The organism is Cryobacterium sp. TMT1-66-1, from assembly GCF_004403435.1.
Classification (GTDB): Bacteria; Actinomycetota; Actinomycetes; order Actinomycetales; family Microbacteriaceae; genus Cryobacterium; species Cryobacterium flavum.
On the sequence record NZ_SOGP01000011.1, the window covers coordinates 202,208 to 219,303 of the forward strand.

The window sequence follows — 17,096 nt, forward strand, 5'->3', positions numbered from 1 at the left end:
CAATGCTGCAAATCGGCTGATCCCCTGCACATTCGCATGTGCTCTCGGGTACCGTGGAGTACGTGCCGCACCAGGCGCACCCAAACTCCACCAGCTGATTGTGAGTACAGCAACACATGGCATCCTCCAACCCCGCTTTCTCCCGCAACGAGGCGTTCGGCCCTCGCGGCGCAGTGGCGTCGTCGCAGGCCCTCTCGGACAACGATCTGCAGTCGATGTACAACCGGCCCTCGGCCGGTGCGCAGGACACCGAACGCATGACCTACGAAGACACCATCACCAAGACCGGCCTCGGCTTCGCGCTGCTGCTCGTCGCGGCAATGATCTCCTGGGTTGCTACCCCGGTGCTCCCGTTCCTGTTCATTCTGGGTGCCATCGCCGGTTTCGTGCTCGGTCTGGTCAACACCTTCAAGAAGGAGCCGTCCGCTCCGCTCATTCTCGCCTTCGCCGGGGCCCAGGGCCTGTTCGTCGGCGGCATCTCGCGCGTCTTCGAGGACCTCTACGGGGGCGTCGTGATGCAGGCGGTTCTCGCCACCCTCGTAGTCGTCGGTGTCACGCTCGCCCTGTTCAAGAGCGGCAAGATCCGCGCCTCGAAGAAAGCCACCAAGATCTTCCTGGTCGCCATGATCGGCTACGCCGCGTTCTCGCTCATCAACGTGGGAATGATGATTTTTGGCGGCAGCGATCAGGCCTTCGGCATGCGCAGCCAGAGCATCAGCATTCTCGGCTTCGACATCAAGCTCGGCATCCTCATCGGCCTGCTCGCTGTGCTCCTGGCCGCGTACTCGCTCGTGCTCGACTTCGACTTCATCCAGAAGGGCGTCAACAACCGCCTGCCGCGCAAATACGGCTGGACCGGCGCGTTCGGCATCATCATGACCGTCGTCTGGCTCTACGTCGAAATGCTGCGCATCTTCGTGCTCACCCGCGAGTAGCGGCATCCGCTTGATCAGGCGCCCTCGTTATTTCGGAACGGGGGCGCTTTTTCGTACCCCACGCACGCCACACTGTGGTTGGCTTAAGCAATGAGTTTCACTGACCTGCACGCGCTGCTTCCCCTCGAATCCACCGGCGTGAACGCCACGTTCGGCTACATCGGCAGCGGCATCGTGCTCCTCGGGCTCGCCTGGGTGGTCGTGCTCGCCATCCGCCGCTACCTCAAAGCGCCCAAAGACTGACTAAACGGATGCCCGCCCCGGGGTCATCCCATGTGCGCCCCCAATATCGGCAGTCGCTACGCCGGTTACCGTAGCGGTCACCCGTTTCGGGCGCGGCCACGGGCAAACCTGGGTCGATGCAGGGAGACACCGCGTTTCGGGGTCCTGGCGACGATGACGGCCGCGATCGAGCCGAGCACGATGACGATTCCCGCGATCTGAATCGGGGCAAGGTGCTCTCCGGCGATCGCCCAGCCGAGCACGATGGCCACGACGGGGCTCAGCAGGCCGAGGAATGCGATGGTGCTCGCGGGCAGGCGCGCAATGCCGTGGAACCAGGCGACGTAGGCAAATGCCGTGCCGGCCACAGCGAGGTACGCGTAGCCGGCGAGGTTGGCCACGGTCAACGGCGTGGTCGGAAGGCCTTCGAGCAGGAGCAAAACGGGCAGCAGGCTGAGCCCGCCCGCGATGAGCTGCCACGAAGTCGTCGCCAGCAGCGGCGCCGGCTGCCCCCACTTCTTGGAGAGCACGATGCCCGAGGCCATGCAGACCGTGCCGCCGACAGCGGCCAGGATCCCGATGGCGTCAAGCCTCGCCTGCGATTGGAGCACGATGAGGCTGACGCCGAAGGCACCGGTCGCGCCGCTCGCCAGAACGCGTCCGGTCATCCTCTCGTGCAGCACGCGACTGGCGAGCAATGCGACCACGAGCGGCTGCAGGCCTCCGACGATGGCGGCCACTCCGCCAGGGAGCCGGTAGGCCGCGATGAAGAGCAGCGCGAAGAACGCCCCGATGTTGAGCACGCCGAGCACCCAGGACTTCCACCACCATTCGCCGCGCGGCAATCGGCGGCAGAGCACCAGGAGCAGCAGCCCTGCGGGGAGCGCGCGCAGGAATGCCGCGAGCAGCGGCCGATCCGCGGGCAGCAACGCCGTCGTCGTCAGATAGGTGGTTCCCCAAAGAACGGGAGCCAGGGCGGTGGTCGCCAACAGAAGGAATCGATTGCTAAGCACTTAGCTATTATAGCTAAGTGCTTAGCAATTGATAGTGTGGAACCATGACAGACCAGGTCGATCGAATCCTCGAGCAGTGGAGCACCGAGAAGCCCGATCTGGATGTCTCCCCGATGGCCGTCATCGGCCGCTTGAGTCGCACCGCTCTGGCCGTCGAGTCCCGCCTGGCCGCGACCTTTGCGCGGTACGGCCTGGACGCATCCTCTTTCGACGTGCTCGCGACGCTGCTGCGGAGCGGTGCGCCCTACCGGATCTCCCCGGCGGCACTGGCCCGCGATGCGATGATCTCGACGAGCGCGGTGGCCCAGCGCCTGAACAAACTGCAGACGCGAGGTTTGGTCAGCCGGGAGGCGAACCCCGACGATGGCCGCGGTACCCTGGTCGCGCTGACGGATGCCGGTAAGCGGCTCATCGACGCCGCCCTGGCCCCGCACGTCGAGACCGAGCGAACCATCACCGCGATTCTTTCTGACGACGAGCAATCGCTTCTGGTGGGGCTGCTGCAGAGGATCAACGCTGCGGCAACCCACGGACTGAACGAATCAGCGCAGCGAACGCAGGTAGCGCCGGCGAACGATGAGTTGAGCGACCCGAAGTAGTGGGTAGAGGGCGCGCCACGGCTGCTGCGGGGCCGCCCGCGTCAGCGATCGCACCGTGAGATGCACTTCGTTGCCGTGGCGGTGCATGATGAACGCCTCCTCGCCACTGACCGGATGCCCGGGCAGCGTTCGATAGGCGAACCCGACCCGGTTCGGCTCGTCGACGACAGAAACGACCTCCACCGGTTCGACGACGGTCAGCGCGATCAGGCGTGCCGTGACGAGTACCCGGTCGCCGGGCGACACCGGCGCCGCCGAATCCACGGCAAACCCGCTCGCCGTCTTCACCCGCCAGCGCAGCACATCCCCGGCGGCGCGCTCCCACACCGCGTCACCGCTGCCCACGACCGCTGACACTTCCGAGCGCCGGAATTTCGGATCGCTCGCCGGCCAGTCGTGAAGTTCAGGGCTGGTCATGATTCTCCTTCGCGCCGAGCCTCAGGGTGTGGGTCATCTGCCCAGTCAATCGCAACGGCGACGGTTTCAGTCCGGGGTTCGCCCGCAGCGCACCGCGTGAATCCCTGCGTAGACTCGGGTTATGTCGCTCGGTCGCCCATTTCGAGCGCTGTGGGCATCGAGTGCGTCCTCGAATCTCGCTGATGGAGTCGCGTTCATCTCGATGCCGCTTCTCGCGGCGTCGCTCACCGACGATCCGCGGTTGGTCGCGGGTCTGGCCACGACGTACGCCCTGGTGCGGCTCCTGGTCGCGCTGCCCATCGGGGTATGGGTCGATCGAGTCGATCGGCGCACGCTGCTGATTGGCGCGAACCTCATCCGTGGGTTCGCGGTACTCGCCCTGGCCGTCTCCGTGCAGCTGGACCTCGCAACGTTGCCGCTGCTCTACGCGGCGTTTGCGGTCGTCGGAACGCTGGAGAGCGCGGCGGACAACGCATCCGTTTCGCTGTTGCCCGGGGTCGTACCGGTCACGCAGCTGGATCGGGCCAATGGTCGCATTTCAGCCGCGCAGCTGATCGCCGATGAGTTCGCCGGACCGCCGCTGGGTGGACTGCTGTTTGCCGCCCTGACCGCCGCTCCCCTATATCTCATGGGCGGGCTGTGGGCTGCGGCCGGGATTCTCGCCCTGGCGCTGCCGATCCGGCGGCTCGATGGGTCGAGCCCCGACCTCACCCTGCGCCAGCCCATTTTTCGCGAGGCGATCGAGGGTGCGCGATGGCTCGCGGGCAACCGCGCGGTTGGCGGGCTGGCGCTGATCGGCGCGCTTGCCAGTGTGGGCTACATGCTCCCCTTCTCGATCCTCGTGCTGTTCGCCGGGCAACGCCTCGCCCTCGATGCCCTCGGTTACGGGGTGATCCTGGCTGTTTCAGCGCTCGGCGGATTGGTCGGTTCGTTCTCGACAGCACGAGTCGTTGGCACGATGGGCTACCGGCGCACGATTATTGCGAGCCTCGTCACGGCGGCGGCAGCACTGTTCGCGCTGTCGATCGCCACCAACGGAGTTGTTGCCGCTGTGCTTCTCGCGGTCTACATCCTGCACGCCGTGGTCTGGGGAATCTGCGCCACCTCCCTCCGGCAACGACTCGTGCCCGACGCCCTGCGCGGACGGGTAAACGCGGCGTCCCGCGTGCTCAGCCTGCTCGGGCTGGCGCTCGGTTCGGCGCTCGGCGGCCTGCTGGCTGTGGTTGGCCTTGCACTGCCGATCGCCGTCGGTGGCGGAGTCTTCGTGTGTTGTGCGGTGCTGGCTGTCATCGTGCTCCCCCACGATCCTGCCCCTGATCATCCAATGCCAGTAGGCCCGGTGACAACACCCCCGGATCATCAATGACTGGGGGCAATAACCATGCCGGGCCTAACAGGCCAACACCCTTCAGAAGCAAAGCTTCAAGGGCTACCTACAAGGTAACGGGGGCTTGGCGCCCGCAGTCGCAAGAGATATTGGCGGCAGACGTATACACGGGAGTAGCGCTGACGAAGCTCATCCTCGAGTTCGAAGCGCGCGTGCATGAAGGCGTGCACGGGTGTGGACAGTCCAGCGGGAGACTCAAATCCGTCGTCCCCGCTCGCTGACTCCTTGTAGACGTGCAGGTAGCGATAGTTCTCCGCGAATCCTGCCGAGGTGTACCAGTCGTTTGCACTCGCGGTTTCTCGCGTCCAGGCATCGAGCGACGTGACTCGCTCCGGCAGCCGCTGTACGGCATGCCGCAGGAGCTTTGAGGCGATTCCGTGGCGTTGAGCATCCGGATGCACGGCTATTGAGTCGATCGTCGCGGTGTCGCCGTCGATCTCGACGTCGATCAGTCCAACGACGACATCGCCCCTGCAGGCAACTAATTACACACGATCACTCGCAAATGTTGTCTTGCAAATTTTGACGTCGTCATAGTAATCGGTGTCAAAAAAACTCAGCAAGCGGCAGGTGAGCCAGCTTCGTTCGTCGGAAGTGCGGTAGTCCCGTATCTGTAGCATCGTGTCCCTGATCGTTGAAAAATTCGGTGCTCAATCGCGCGGAATGCACGAGAGCACGGAACAATCAGGAGCGGAACATGATTCGACTGTACTGCGCGCCGCTCTGCCAAGGCAACCGCATCGCGGTGGAAGGAGTATGAGCGCACCCGTTTCGGGCGCGACCACGAGCGGATGCCGGCGCCGGGCACACAGAAAGGGCCGACTCTCGCGAGCCGGCCCTTTTTACTGCGCGATCACTCCCACTCGATGGTTCCCGGCGGCTTGCTCGTCACGTCGAGCACGACGCGGTTCACGCCGTCGACCTCGTTGGTGATGCGGTTCGAAATCTTGGCGAGCAGGTCGTAGGGCAGGCGAGTCCAGTCGGCGGTCATGGCATCCTCTGAAGACACCGGGCGCAACACGATCGGGTGACCGTAGGTGCGGCCGTCGCCCTGCACGCCCACCGAGCGCACATCGGCCAGCAGCACGACCGGGCACTGCCAGATCTCGCGGTCGAGGCCGGCGGCAGTCAGTTCGAAGCGAACGATCGCATCCGCTTGACGCAGCAGGTCGAGGCGTTCCTGGGTGATCGAGCCGACGATGCGAATTCCCAGGCCGGGGCCGGGAAACGGCTGGCGCTGCACGATTTCGGCCGGCAGTCCAAGCTCGGCGCCGATCGCGCGCACTTCGTCTTTGAACAGGGTGCGCAGCGGTTCGACCAGTTCGAACTTGAGGTCGTCGGGCAGGCCGCCCACGTTGTGGTGGCTCTTGATGTTGGCGGTGCCACTGCCGCCGCCGGATTCGACGACGTCGGGGTAGAGCGTGCCCTGCACGAGGAAGCGGATCGGGTCGCCGTCGATTTCCTTGGCTTCTTCGATGAGTTCGGCCTGGGCCTGCTCGAAGGTGCGAATGAATTCGCGGCCGATGATCTTGCGCTTGGTCTCAGGGTCGCTCACACCTTCGAGGGCCACTAGGAACTGCTCACGCACGTCCACGGTGACCAGGCGGATGCCCGTGGCCTTGACGTAGTCTTCCTCAACCTGGCGGCGCTCGTCCTGGCGCAGCAGGCCGTGGTCGACGAACACGCAGACCAGCTGGTCGCCGATCGCTTTGTGCACGAGGGCGGCGGCGACGGCGGAGTCGACTCCGCCGGACAGGCCGCAGATGACCTTGCCGGTGCCGACCTGGGCGCGAATCTTCGCGACCTGCTCGGCAATGACGTTGCCGCTGTTCCAGTCGGGGTTGATGCCGGCGGCGCGGTGCAGAAAGTTCTCGAGCACGTGCTGCCCGTTTTCGGAGTGCTTGACCTCGGGGTGCCACTGCACGCCGTAGAGGCGCTTGGCGTCGTTGGCGAACGCGGCGACCGGGGTCGAGACCGAGGAGGCGAGCACGGTGAAGCCCTCCGGCGCCGTGGCAACCGAGTCGCCGTGGCTCATCCACACGGTCTGGTTGCCCGGCTGGTTTGCCAGCAACACGTTGTCGCCGTTGCTCACGGTGACCGGGGTCGAGCCGTATTCGCGGGCACCGGTGTGGGCGACGGTGCCGCCGAGAGCGGTCGCCATCACCTGGAAGCCGTAGCAAATGCCGAGTACGGGCACGCCGAGCTCGAAGATCGCGGCGTCGAACGCGGGCGCACCATCGGCGTACACGCTCGACGGGCCGCCGCTGAGAACGATTCCGCGCGGGTTCTTGGCCAGAACTTCGGCGGCGGTAATCGTGTGCGGCACGATTTCCGAATAAACGGATGCCTCCCGCACGCGCCTCGCGATCAGCTGCGCGTACTGCGCACCGAAATCGACCACCAGAACGGGGCGATCGAGGCCTGAGTCGGCGACCGCAGCTGAATCGGCGCGTGAGGGATCCGCTGATGCTGTGTCGACGACACTCACGAACGCACCTCGGCGGCCTTTTTCGCTTCGAGCTGCTCGAGGGAACGTTTGACGCGGCGGGTCATGGGGCCTTCCAGGAAGAACGAGAGCGTGGGGATGATGCCGCCGAGCGCAATCAGCACGAAGAGCGGGAACGGCCAGCGCATGAGACTCCACAGCCGGAAGTCGGCGAACAGGTAGAGCACGTAGAACCAGCCGTGCACGATCAGGATGATCGTGCTCAGGTTGATTGCGGCGACCGTGTCGCGCGGCACGAAGGCGAGAAAGCCATCGGCGCCGTTCATTTCGAGTTCGTAACCGAGAATGAACTTGGCATAGACCTCGGCGCAGAGCAGCAGCAGAAAGACACCGGTGATGATGGACGACACCTGGTAGAGCCGAAGCGCACCGGGGATTCGGGAAATATCGGCGGGCTTGGGATCAAGTGGCATGGGGTAATTCTATGCGCCAGCGCTGGGAGTGCTTGCAGAGACCAATTCGAGCTCGGCCTCTTCCTGCTCGCGCTCCAGCGCGTCGCGCACCAGGCGATACCAGAGGAACACGGCGAATCCGGCGAAGACGACCCACTCGATGGCATAGAAGATGTTCAGCCAGTTGAGCGACTGATCGACTTCGGGCACCGGGGAGTCGATTTTGTCGAGTCCGCCCGGGGCTTCGGCGGCGACGATATACGCGGAATACACGGACTCGTCGGTGAAATCAGCCCACAAATTGATCAAAGCGGATGGCGCCACCTTGGTCAGTTCCATTGAGTCACCCTGCGGGTCGGGCAGCTCGGGTGCCTCGCCGGTGAGGAAGCGCCCGGTCAGGGTAACCGGGGTGTTTTCCGGTTCGGTTTGCAGCGCATCGATGACAGCCTGGGCGCTGACCTTATCGGGGGCCCAGCCGCGCGCGACGGCGATACTGGCGGCAGCATCCGTTTGAAAATGGCTGACCACCCAGAACCCTTCGACGCCGCCGTTGAAGCGTGTCGAGATGAGCGTGTCGTCACCGGGCACCCAGGTGCCTTCGGTGCTGACCATTTGGCCGGTCGCGATCTGCGTCACTCCCCCGTCGGGCTGCGCCACCTCGGCGAGAGGCTTGACCTGTTCGGTGCTGCGCTCCACGACCACGCCGGATTCGATGGCGCGCTCGAGCTGCCAGTGCCCGAGCAGGGCGAACGCCGCGGCAACGCCGAGGGCAAGCAGCAGTGCAGCGACCCAGCGGGGGCGCACCATCATTCTGATCACGAATAGTCACCTGTGTGAGTTTCTCGCCCGGGTTTGCGTGCCGTCCGGTCGGCCGCGTCGTCGGGTTCTGGGGAATGCTGACCGAGCGCGAAATCAGCCATGGAATCTACATCTGAATGCGAGCGTTTCGCTCTGGCAACCGTATCTTCCGCCGGTTGGGAATTAGCCGAGTCGCGTTTGGCCGTACGGCGGGTGAACTCGTCGGCATCGGCCGCCTGGGCGGCGGTCGCCGCCTCGACCAGCGCGATCTCTTCGTCGAGCATGGGGTTGCGCGGTGCGCGCGGCGCAACAGATGCCGGCACCCGACGACGCAGCGCCGATCCGATCTTCTCGGAATTCGCCGCGAACAGCGGGCCGAGTATGGCCATCGATAACACGTAGAGCCCGGCGAACGGTTGCAGCCGCGGATCCAGCCCGGCCGACACCGACAGCGTTGCCAAAATGAGCGTGAACTCGCCGCGGTTGACAAAGATCGCGGCGGTGTTCAGTGCTTCGCGTGGCCCCATCTTGTGCAGCCAGGCCAGCAGCGCCCCAGACAGCAGACTGAGTACGAAGGTCATCACGATGGCGATCAGCACGACTCCGATCACCGACCCGAACTGGGCTACGTCGAGGGCGAGTCCGAAGTTGAGAAAGAAGAATGCCGCGAAGATGTCGCGGAGGGGCACGGCGACGCGTTCGATTCTGGCGCGATAGCTGCTCGCGCCGAGCACGACGCCGATCAGGAACGCGCCGATCGCATCCGTCACGCCGATGATCTCGCCGATGCCGGCGAACAGCACCACGAGCCCGAAGAACAAAATGGTGAACAGTTCGTCGTCTTTGGTGCGCATCAGGCGCGAGACGACGCGGCCGCCCCAGCGGGCGAGCGAGAACATGGCCACCAGAAACAGGAACGCGATGGAGAGCTGGAGCACGATCGGCCAGATCTCGGTTTCACCGCTCAGCACGACCGAGACGATGGAGAGGTAGATGGCGATGAAGATGTCGCCGACGACCGTCACGCCGAGGATCATCGGGGTCTCTTTGTTAGCCAGGCGGCGCAGTTCGATGAGCAGTTTGGTAATGATGGCGCTCGAGGAGGTTCCGGTCATGCCGGCAATGACGAGGGCTTCGCGGGGGCCCCAGCCCACGAGCAGGCCGAAGATGAAGCCGGCGCCCATGTTGATGAGCACCCAGGATCCACCGGAGATGATCAGAGTCTTGGCGTTGCCGAAGAATTCTTCCTGGTCGAATTCGAGGCCGAGGCTGAACAATAGCAGGATCAGGCCGAACACGGCGATGAGCTCAATATCGGCGGATTGAAAGTCGAGGGGGAAGAAGTCGGTGTTCGGGCTCGCGAGAACGCCCACGATCATGTAGATCGGGATGGTGGGGAGCCCGATCATCTTGCCCAGGCGGCCAAGGATGTAGGCGACGACGAGCAGGATGCCGAGAACCAGAAGGTCTTCGCCCAGGTGCATCGCTTACCCCCCGGGTGGAGCGTCGACGGTTTTCGCCTTCACTTCACCGGTGCGGAAGAACGCGAAGGCCTTGACGACCTTTTCCGGCGAGCCAGCGACGACGAGGGTGTCGCCGGGAAAGACCTTGAAGTCGGCGGCCGGTGCCGGGTTGGCGGATTCTCCGCGCACGACGGCCACCACGGTGAGTCCGGCGATACCGCGATCGGCCGGGTTGCCAAGCGCCTGGCCGGCGATGTGGTCTTCGTAGTCGACGGTGAACCAGTCGATGCTGAGGCCGGGAATCTGGTCGAGGGCGCTGAGCGACTCGGTGATCTGGGTGCCGCCGAGGAGCTCGGCGAGGGTGTGCGCCTCGTCTTCGTTGAGCCGAAGCGAGACCTTGCTCGCGTCGGGGCCGCCCTCGTCGTCAGCGAAGGTAATGAGGTCGCTGTGGCCGGAACGGTGGGCGATGACGCCGACCTTGCCACCGTCATCCGTGATGAAGGTGTGCAGCACACCCACGCCGGGAAGTTTGACCCGCCGAACATCAACCATTGTCATGACTCCTGAGGTTTAGGGGCAGTGCCCTCATTCTACCGGAGCCGCTTTTTTCCGCCGCGCGCGGGTTCGTGCCGACGACATCCGTCGCGCGCCCGGTGCTAGCGTCGGAGTACCCTTACCGTCAGGAAGAATCCATGGCCGACGCCCTGCCCGTTACTTTTATTGCCGGCAAGACCGGGCCGTGGCAGATCGAACGCATCACCACCGTCAGCGGTGCGGGGCTCCTCGCGGCCGAGCGTCTGCTCGTCCACGAGGGAGCTGACTACACCGCACCGACGGTTTCGCCGACTGAAGCGACGAGTTCTCCCGACTGGGTTTTGCGCGGCGCCGTCAGCAATCAGCGCTACACGACCGCCGCAGAACTGACGCGACTGAACGCGCAGTCCCCGGCGCTGGGCCGACCGGACGCCACCGTGGCCTCGCTCATTCCGATCACGAAATCGAACGAGTGGTGGGAACTGGCCCAGGACGAACGACGAGCCATCTTTGAGGAGACGAGCCACCACATCCGCCGCTCCATGGACTATCTGCCGGCCGTGGCCCGGAGGCTGCATCACTGTCGCGACCTGGGCGGACCGTTTGATTTTCTGACCTGGTTCGAGTTCGCCCCCATCAACGCGGCCGCATTCGACGATCTACTGGCTGAGCTGCGGGGGACGACGGAATGGACCTTTGTCGAGCGCGAGGTCGAGGTGCGCGTGACCCGAGGACCCCGGTAGCGCACCCGGTCGGCGGCGCCGCGCGGCGCGCGCTAGTTCGTGACCACGATGTCGGGAGCCTCGAGGCGCACCCGGTCGGCGGATTCGTCGTTCGGCTCCTCCTGCGAGGCCCGCTCGGCGGCGACCCGGGTGAGATAGAAGCCGACCTCCCGGTCGATGCGCCCCTGGTCCCAGCCGAGCACGTCAGCCATGAGAGCTGCGGCGACCGGCGCGGCCGACACCCCGCGGTCCCAGGCCTCGATCGAGATGCGGGTGCGACGCGCCAGCACGTCCTCGAGGTGCAGGGCACCCTCGTGCGACGCCGCGTAGACGACCTCGGCACCGATGTAGTCATCGGCGCCGGGCAGCGGCTCGGCGAGCGCCGGGTTCGCCTTGATCAGGTCGAGCAACTCGTCGGTGAGGGTGCCGTACCGGTTGAGCAGGTGTTCGACCCGCACGGTGTGCAGTCCGAACGCCCTGGCGATCTTGCCGCGCTTGTTCCAGGCGGCCTGATAACCCTCGGCGCCCAGCAAGGGGATGTCCTGGGTCGCCGACGCGGGAATGCGACCGTCGAGAGCCGACGCCGCGGCATCCACTGCGTCCTTGGCCATAATGCGGTAGGTGGTCCACTTGCCGCCGGCGATGACGACGAGGCCGGGAACGGAGTGCCCGACGAGGTGCTCACGGGACAGCTTGGAGGTCTGGTCGCTCTCGCCGGCCAGCAGCGGACGCAGCCCGGCGTAGACGCCCTCAACGTCTTCGCGGGTGAGCGGAACGCTCAGCACCTCGTTGATGTGCTCGAGGATGTAGTCGATATCCGCCGCCGTAGCAGCGGGGTGCGCCTTGTCGAGGTGCCAATCGGTGTCGGTCGTTCCGATGAGCCAGTGCCGGCCCCACGGGATGACGAACAGTACGCTCTTCTCGGTGCGCAGCAGCAGTCCCATAGCGCTCTGGAACCGGTCGCGCGGCACGACGAGGTGCACGCCCTTCGAGGCCCGCACCTTGAAGGTGCCGCGTTCGCCGACCATGCGCTGAGTGTCGTCGGTCCAGACGCCGGTCGCGTTCACGACCTGCTTGGCCCGCACGTCGAAGTGTTCGTCGGTCTGCAGGTCGTGGGCGCGCACGCCGACGACGCGCTCCCCCACCTTGATGAAGCCCTCGACCCGCACCCGGCTGGCCGCGTGGGCTCCGTAGAACGAGGCGGTGCGCACGAGCGACGACACGTAGCGGGCGTCATCGACCTGGGCGTCGTAGTACGTGATGCCGCCGACCAGGGCGTCATTGGCGAGGCTCGGGATGAGCTTCTGCACCTGGCTCTTGGACAGGTGGCGGTGGTGCGGCACTCCGGGCGGACGACCGCCGGTGTAGGAGAAGATGTCGTAGAGAAGCATGCCGGCGCCGATGTAGAAACGTTCGGTGAAGCGTTTCTTGAGCGGGTACAGAAACCGCACCGGCTTCACGAGGTGTGGTGCGATGCGCTGCAGCAGCAGTCCTCGTTCGGTGAGCGCTTCGCGAACGAGACGAAAGTCGAGCTGCTCCAGATAGCGAATGCCGCCGTGCACGAGCTTGGATGACCGGCTCGACGTGCCCGACGCCCAGTCCCGGGCTTCCAGAATGCCCACGCTCAAACCACGCGTGACGGCATCAAGGGCTGCGCCGGCGCCGACGATGCCGCCGCCGACGACGAGAATGTCGAGTTCCTTGTCTTTGAGCTTGGCGAGAGCGGCGATCCGCTCCTCAGGCCCCATTTTTGTGGATCGGGTGACCGAATTGTGGGACGTCATTGCTACTCCTGTTCAGACTCAATGTTCAAGACGAGAGGTCAGGGCGTGCTGCGACAACAGTGTTGAGGGTTATTTACGAAAAGTTCCGCTATCTTCGACGCTAGTTCACTCGGTACGGCGCGACAACCACTTCAACCCGTTGAAATTCTTTGAGATCGGAGTAGCCGGTGGTCGCCATCGACCGACGCAGCGCGCCGATGAGGTTGGCGGTGCCGTCGGCCACCGGTGCCGGGCCGTAGAGAATCTCCTCGAGCGGGGCCACTGTGCCCACCTGCACGCGCTTGCCGCGTGGCAGTTGCGGGTGGTGAGCCTCGGCGCCCCAGTGGAATCCGCCGCCGGGAGCATCCGTTGCCCGGGCCAGTGCGGTGCCGAGCATGACAGCGTCGGCGCCACAGGCGACGGCCTTGACGATGTCGCCCGAGGTCCCGAGGCCGCCGTCGGCGATGACGTGCACGTAGCGCCCGCCGGACTCGTCCATGTAGTCGCGACGCGCGCCGGCGACATCCGCTACCGCGGTCGCCATCGGGGCGTGGATACCGAGGGTCGTGCGGGTGGTCGACGCGGCTCCCCCACCGAAACCGACCAGAACACCCGCGGCTCCGGTGCGCATGAGGTGCAGGGCAGCCGTGTAGGTGGCCGCGCCGCCGACGATGACGGGAACGTCGAGTTCGTAGATGAACTTCTTGAGGTTGAGCGGTTCCTGGTTCTGCGACACGTGCTCGGCCGACACTGTCGTGCCACGAATCACGAACAGGTCAACACCGGCGGCGACGACGGTTTCGTAGAGTTCCTGGGTGCGCTGGGGCGAAAGGGCGCCGGCCACGGTGACGCCGCCCGCCCGAATCTCAGCGAGGCGTGCGGTGACGAGCTCGGGCTGGATCGGAGCGGAGTACATCTCCTGCATGCGCGCGGTCGCCTTATCGGCGGGCAGGCTGCGAATTTCGGCGAGTAGCGGCTCCGGGTTTTCGTGCCGGGTCCACAGGCCTTCGAGGTCGAGCACGCCGACGCCGCCGAGCTGGCCCATCATGATGGCTGTGGTCGGCGAGACGACGGAGTCCATCGGGGCGGCGAGCACGGGAATGGCGAACTGGTAGGCGTCGATGGTCCAGCCGACCGACACGTCCTCCGGGTCGCGGGTGCGCCGGCTCGGCACCACCGCGATGTCGTCGAAGGCATATACGCGGCGAGCGCGCTTGGAACGGCCAATCTCGATTTCCATGGTTCCAGTTTAGAGGGAACCCCCGACATCCTCTTTTCAAGCGGATGCCGGCCCCTCCCTACCGGCGGTAGTTCGGGGCCTCGACCACGATCTGCACGTCGTGCGGGTGCGACTCCTTCAAACCGGCGGGCGTGATGCGCACGAACTTGCCCTTCTGCTTGAGCTCAGCGATGGTGCGGGCGCCCACATAGAACATGGACTGACGCAGGCCCCCGACAAGCTGATAGGCCACAGCTGCGAGGGGGCCGCGGAACGGCACCTGGCCCTCGATGCCCTCAGGAATGAGCTTCTCATCGCTCGGAACGTCGCTCTGAAAGTAGCGGTCCTTCGAATACGACGTCTTCGTACCGCGGGTCTGCAGGGCACCGAGCGAACCCATGCCGCGATAGGTCTTGAACTGCTTGCCGTTGACGAACACCAGTTCGCCGGGGCTTTCCGTGCAACCGGCGAGCAGCGAGCCGAGCATGACGGTGTCGGCGCCGGCCACGAGGGCCTTGGCGATGTCACCGGAATACTGCAGCCCACCGTCGGCGATGACCGGAATACCGGTTTCGCGAGCGGCGAGGGAGGCCTGGTAGACGGCGGTGATCTGCGGAACGCCCACACCGGCCACGATGCGGGTGGTGCAGATGGAGCCGGGGCCGACGCCCACCTTGATGGCGTCGGCGCCCGCGTCGATGAGAGCCTGGGCGCCGGAGCGGGTGGCCACGTTTCCACCGATCACGTCGACGTCGGCGAAGGCCTTGTCGGCCTTCAGCCGACGAATGATGTCGAGCACCCCGGCGCTGTCGCCATTGGCGGTGTCGACCACGAGCACGTCAACGCCCGATTCGAGCAGGGCGGTCGCGCGCTGCCAGGCGTCGCCGAAGAAGCCGATGGCCGCGCCGACGCGCAGGCGTCCGGCGTCGTCCTTGGTGGCGAGGGGATATTCCTCGCTCTTGTCGAAGTCCTTCACGGTGATCAGGCCGGTGAGCTTGCCGTTGGCGTCGATCAGCGGGAGCTTCTCAATCTTGTGCTTGGCGAAGATGGCGAGGGCGTCTTCGGGCGCCATGCCGACCTTGCCGGTGATCAGCGGCGAGGTCGTCATGACCTCGCGCACCCGGGTGAGGGCCTTCTTGGCGTACGGCACGAAGCGCATGTCACGGTTGGTGATGATGCCCACCAGAATGCCGTCACCGTCGATGACGGGCAGCCCGCTGACGCGGAACTGGCCGCACAGGGCGTCGACTTCGGCCACGGTGGCGTCGGGCGAGGTGGTGACCGGATTGGTGATCATCCCGGATTCGCTGCGCTTGACCAGGTCGACCTGCTCGGCCTGGTCCCCGATCGAGAGGTTGCGGTGCAGAATGCCAAGGCCCCCCTCTCGGGCCATGGCGATCGCCATGCGCGTCTCTGTGACGGTGTCCATGGCGCTGGAGAGCAGCGGCAGCGACACGTCGATTCGCCGGGTCAGGCGGGATTTGGTGACCGCCTCGCTCGGAATGACGTCGGTGTGCCCCGGCAGGAGCAGCACGTCGTCGTAGGTGAGCCCGGTGAATCCGAACGGATCTGGCTGATCCATGAAACCCCTTACCTGTAGCTGAAAAACAGAAAATTAACCGGAAAGTCACGAAAATTAACCGGTCCTCCAATGTTAAGCGTGTTTGGGTTCATCACATTCCGCACACCATTGTCAACACGGTGCGGTGTTTCGAAACTTATAGGACATAATCGGCAAATACTCTCAACAGAGAAGTTGGCAGTAGTCACCCGGCGCCCGCCCGGTTACCCGTCGGTCGGCACCAACATGGAGGTCCCGTGCACCCCACACATACGGCTCAAAGATACATACCCAGGATGCTCGCCATCCTGTTTGTGACGCTGCTAGCAGCCTTCACCATGGCCACATTCTCGGCAGGCAGCGCGCAGGCCGATGCGGTCGGTACGGAATACAACTTCACTATCTCCGGCAACGTGCAGTTCAACGGCAAGGCCCTCGACAAGGTGGCCATCGCCGTTGACGGCAACGGCTACCAGGCCGATACCGTGACGGACGCCGAGGGTAAGTGGGCCATCGGAGTTCCCGAAAAGGAAACCTACAAGGTAACTCTCGATGAGGGAACCCTGCCCAAGGGCGTTATCGTCGCCAAGGGTGGCAATGTCATCGACGCGGAGTTCGGACTCACCGACCGCCGCTCGGTGAACTTTTTCCTCGGTGAGGGCACCCGCAACACTGTCAGCTTCTTCGACCAGTTCGTCAACCGGTTTGTCAACGGCCTCAACTTTGGCCTACTGCTGGCCCTCGCGGCGATCGGAGTGTCGCTGATCTTCGGAACCACCGGGCTGAGCAACTTCGCCCACGCGGAGATGATCACGTTTGGCGCGTTGATGACCTTGGTCTTCTCGGTGCAGTTGGGCCTGCCGATCTGGCTCGCCATTCTGATTGCCATTCTGCTCAGCGGCGCTCTCGGGTTCGGCCTCGATGCGGTGATCTGGAAACCGTTGCGCCGCAAGGGCGTGGCGGTAATTCCGCTCATGATCGTGAGCATCGGGCTCTCCCTCGCACTGCGCTATCTCTACCAGTACTTCTTCGGCGGCAGCACCAGCCAGCTGCCGGGTGCCGGCATGGCCGACCTCAAGTTCGGCGCGATCTCACTCTCCCCGATCGACCTCGCCAGCATGAGTATCAGCATCGTCGTGCTGCTGGCCGTGGCCTACTTTCTGCTGCGAACCCGCATCGGCAAGGCCACCCGCGCCGTCTCCGACAACCCCAGCTTGGCGTCGGCGAGCGGCATCGACGTCGACCATGTCATCCGCATCGTCTGGGTGGTCGGGGCCGCACTCGCCGGACTCAGTGGCGTTCTCTGGGCCTACTTCCGCCCCGGCGTCAGCTGGGACATGGGCTTCCAGATGCTGTTGCTGGTCTTTGCCGCTGTGACCCTCGGCGGTCTCGGCACGGCGTTCGGAGCCCTCGTCGGCTCCCTCATCGTCGGCCTCTTCGTTGAACTGTCAACGCTGTGGCTCCCGTCCGACCTGAAAGTGGTCGGCGCCCTTGTTGTTTTGATCTTGGTGCTGCTGTTTCGACCGCAAGGCATTTTGGGTCGCAAAGAGAGAATTGGTTAGGGG

At 64.9% G+C, this 17,096-nt stretch carries 16 protein-coding genes and 1 pseudogene; 6 read left to right on the forward strand and 11 right to left on the reverse strand.

Features of this window, described 5'->3' with window-relative positions; genetic code table 11:
• The first annotated feature begins 116 nt into the window (after positions 1-116).
• Positions 117-935 carry a Bax inhibitor-1/YccA family protein gene (locus tag E3T29_RS10025; RefSeq protein ID WP_134345302.1) on the forward strand — a complete coding sequence of 273 codons (819 nt, stop codon included), beginning with the start codon at positions 117-119 and terminating at the stop codon, positions 933-935.
• 90 nt (positions 936-1,025) lie between these two features.
• Positions 1,026-1,178: a hypothetical protein gene (locus E3T29_RS19655; protein WP_158252815.1), complete on the forward strand. Its 153-nt coding sequence runs from the start codon at positions 1,026-1,028 to the stop codon at positions 1,176-1,178.
• A gap of 77 nt (positions 1,179-1,255) precedes the next feature.
• On the opposite strand, the gene E3T29_RS10030 is transcribed toward E3T29_RS19655, so the two are convergent.
• A complete protein-coding gene (locus E3T29_RS10030) occupies positions 1,256-2,170 on the reverse strand; it encodes a DMT family transporter (RefSeq protein WP_134345303.1) in 915 nt (304 codons plus the stop codon).
• Positions 2,171-2,214: 44 nt separating this feature from the next.
• On the opposite strand from E3T29_RS10030, the gene E3T29_RS10035 reads away from it, so the two are divergent.
• The gene (locus E3T29_RS10035; protein ID WP_134345304.1) at positions 2,215-2,769 is read left to right on the forward strand and encodes a MarR family winged helix-turn-helix transcriptional regulator; all 555 of its coding nucleotides are present in this window, start codon (positions 2,215-2,217) and stop codon (positions 2,767-2,769) included.
• Here the strand turns inward: E3T29_RS10035 and E3T29_RS10040 are convergent.
• A complete protein-coding gene (locus tag E3T29_RS10040; RefSeq protein ID WP_134345305.1) occupies positions 2,713-3,186 on the reverse strand; it encodes a DUF1990 family protein in 474 nt (157 codons plus the stop codon). The two genes, E3T29_RS10035 and E3T29_RS10040, sit on opposite strands and share 57 nt — an antisense overlap.
• A gap of 121 nt (positions 3,187-3,307) precedes the next feature.
• Here E3T29_RS10040 and E3T29_RS10045 point away from each other — a divergent pair, with 121 nt between their 5' ends.
• A complete protein-coding gene (locus tag E3T29_RS10045; protein ID WP_134345306.1) occupies positions 3,308-4,552 on the forward strand; it encodes an MFS transporter in 1,245 nt (414 codons plus the stop codon).
• 56 nt (positions 4,553-4,608) lie between these two features.
• Here the strand turns inward: E3T29_RS10045 and E3T29_RS10050 are convergent.
• The 6 genes and pseudogenes from E3T29_RS10050 to E3T29_RS10075 all read right to left on the reverse strand — a co-directional run.
• Positions 4,609-5,046: pseudogene (locus tag E3T29_RS10050) on the reverse strand (GNAT family N-acetyltransferase); the annotation flags it as partial.
• 380 nt (positions 5,047-5,426) lie between these two features.
• Entirely contained in the window at positions 5,427-6,974 is a 1,548-nt protein-coding gene (gene guaA, locus E3T29_RS10055; RefSeq protein ID WP_241983034.1) for a glutamine-hydrolyzing GMP synthase, read from the reverse strand.
• A gap of 83 nt (positions 6,975-7,057) precedes the next feature.
• Entirely contained in the window at positions 7,058-7,492 is a 435-nt protein-coding gene (locus E3T29_RS10060; protein WP_092339358.1) for a DUF3817 domain-containing protein, read from the reverse strand.
• A 9-nt stretch (positions 7,493-7,501) separates the two neighbouring features.
• Positions 7,502-8,281: an SURF1 family protein gene (locus E3T29_RS10065; protein ID WP_092339360.1), complete on the reverse strand. Its 780-nt coding sequence runs from the start codon at positions 8,279-8,281 to the stop codon at positions 7,502-7,504.
• A 5-nt stretch (positions 8,282-8,286) separates the two neighbouring features.
• On the reverse strand, positions 8,287-9,753 hold the full coding sequence (locus E3T29_RS10070) for a cation:proton antiporter (protein ID WP_134345309.1): 1,467 nt from the start codon (positions 9,751-9,753) through the stop codon (positions 8,287-8,289).
• A 3-nt stretch (positions 9,754-9,756) separates the two neighbouring features.
• Positions 9,757-10,290 carry a cation:proton antiporter regulatory subunit gene (locus E3T29_RS10075; RefSeq protein ID WP_233193339.1) on the reverse strand — a complete coding sequence of 178 codons (534 nt, stop codon included), beginning with the start codon at positions 10,288-10,290 and terminating at the stop codon, positions 9,757-9,759.
• A gap of 134 nt (positions 10,291-10,424) precedes the next feature.
• Here E3T29_RS10075 and E3T29_RS10080 point away from each other — a divergent pair, with 134 nt between their 5' ends.
• Complete coding sequence (locus E3T29_RS10080) at positions 10,425-11,009, forward strand: chlorite dismutase family protein (protein ID WP_134345310.1); 585 nt, start codon at positions 10,425-10,427, stop codon at positions 11,007-11,009.
• 32 nt (positions 11,010-11,041) lie between these two features.
• On the opposite strand, the gene E3T29_RS10085 is transcribed toward E3T29_RS10080, so the two are convergent.
• From E3T29_RS10085 to guaB, 3 genes are all read right to left on the reverse strand, one after another.
• Complete coding sequence (locus E3T29_RS10085; protein WP_104089516.1) at positions 11,042-12,772, reverse strand: glycerol-3-phosphate dehydrogenase/oxidase; 1,731 nt, start codon at positions 12,770-12,772, stop codon at positions 11,042-11,044.
• Positions 12,773-12,872: 100 nt separating this feature from the next.
• A complete protein-coding gene (locus E3T29_RS10090) occupies positions 12,873-13,991 on the reverse strand; it encodes a GuaB3 family IMP dehydrogenase-related protein (RefSeq protein WP_134345311.1) in 1,119 nt (372 codons plus the stop codon).
• 58 nt (positions 13,992-14,049) lie between these two features.
• Positions 14,050-15,552 carry an IMP dehydrogenase gene (guaB, locus tag E3T29_RS10095; protein WP_134345312.1) on the reverse strand — a complete coding sequence of 501 codons (1,503 nt, stop codon included), beginning with the start codon at positions 15,550-15,552 and terminating at the stop codon, positions 14,050-14,052.
• Positions 15,553-15,827: 275 nt separating this feature from the next.
• On the opposite strand from guaB, the gene E3T29_RS10100 reads away from it, so the two are divergent.
• Positions 15,828-17,093: a branched-chain amino acid ABC transporter permease gene (locus E3T29_RS10100; protein WP_134345313.1), complete on the forward strand. Its 1,266-nt coding sequence runs from the start codon at positions 15,828-15,830 to the stop codon at positions 17,091-17,093.
• Positions 17,094-17,096 lie beyond the last annotated feature (3 nt).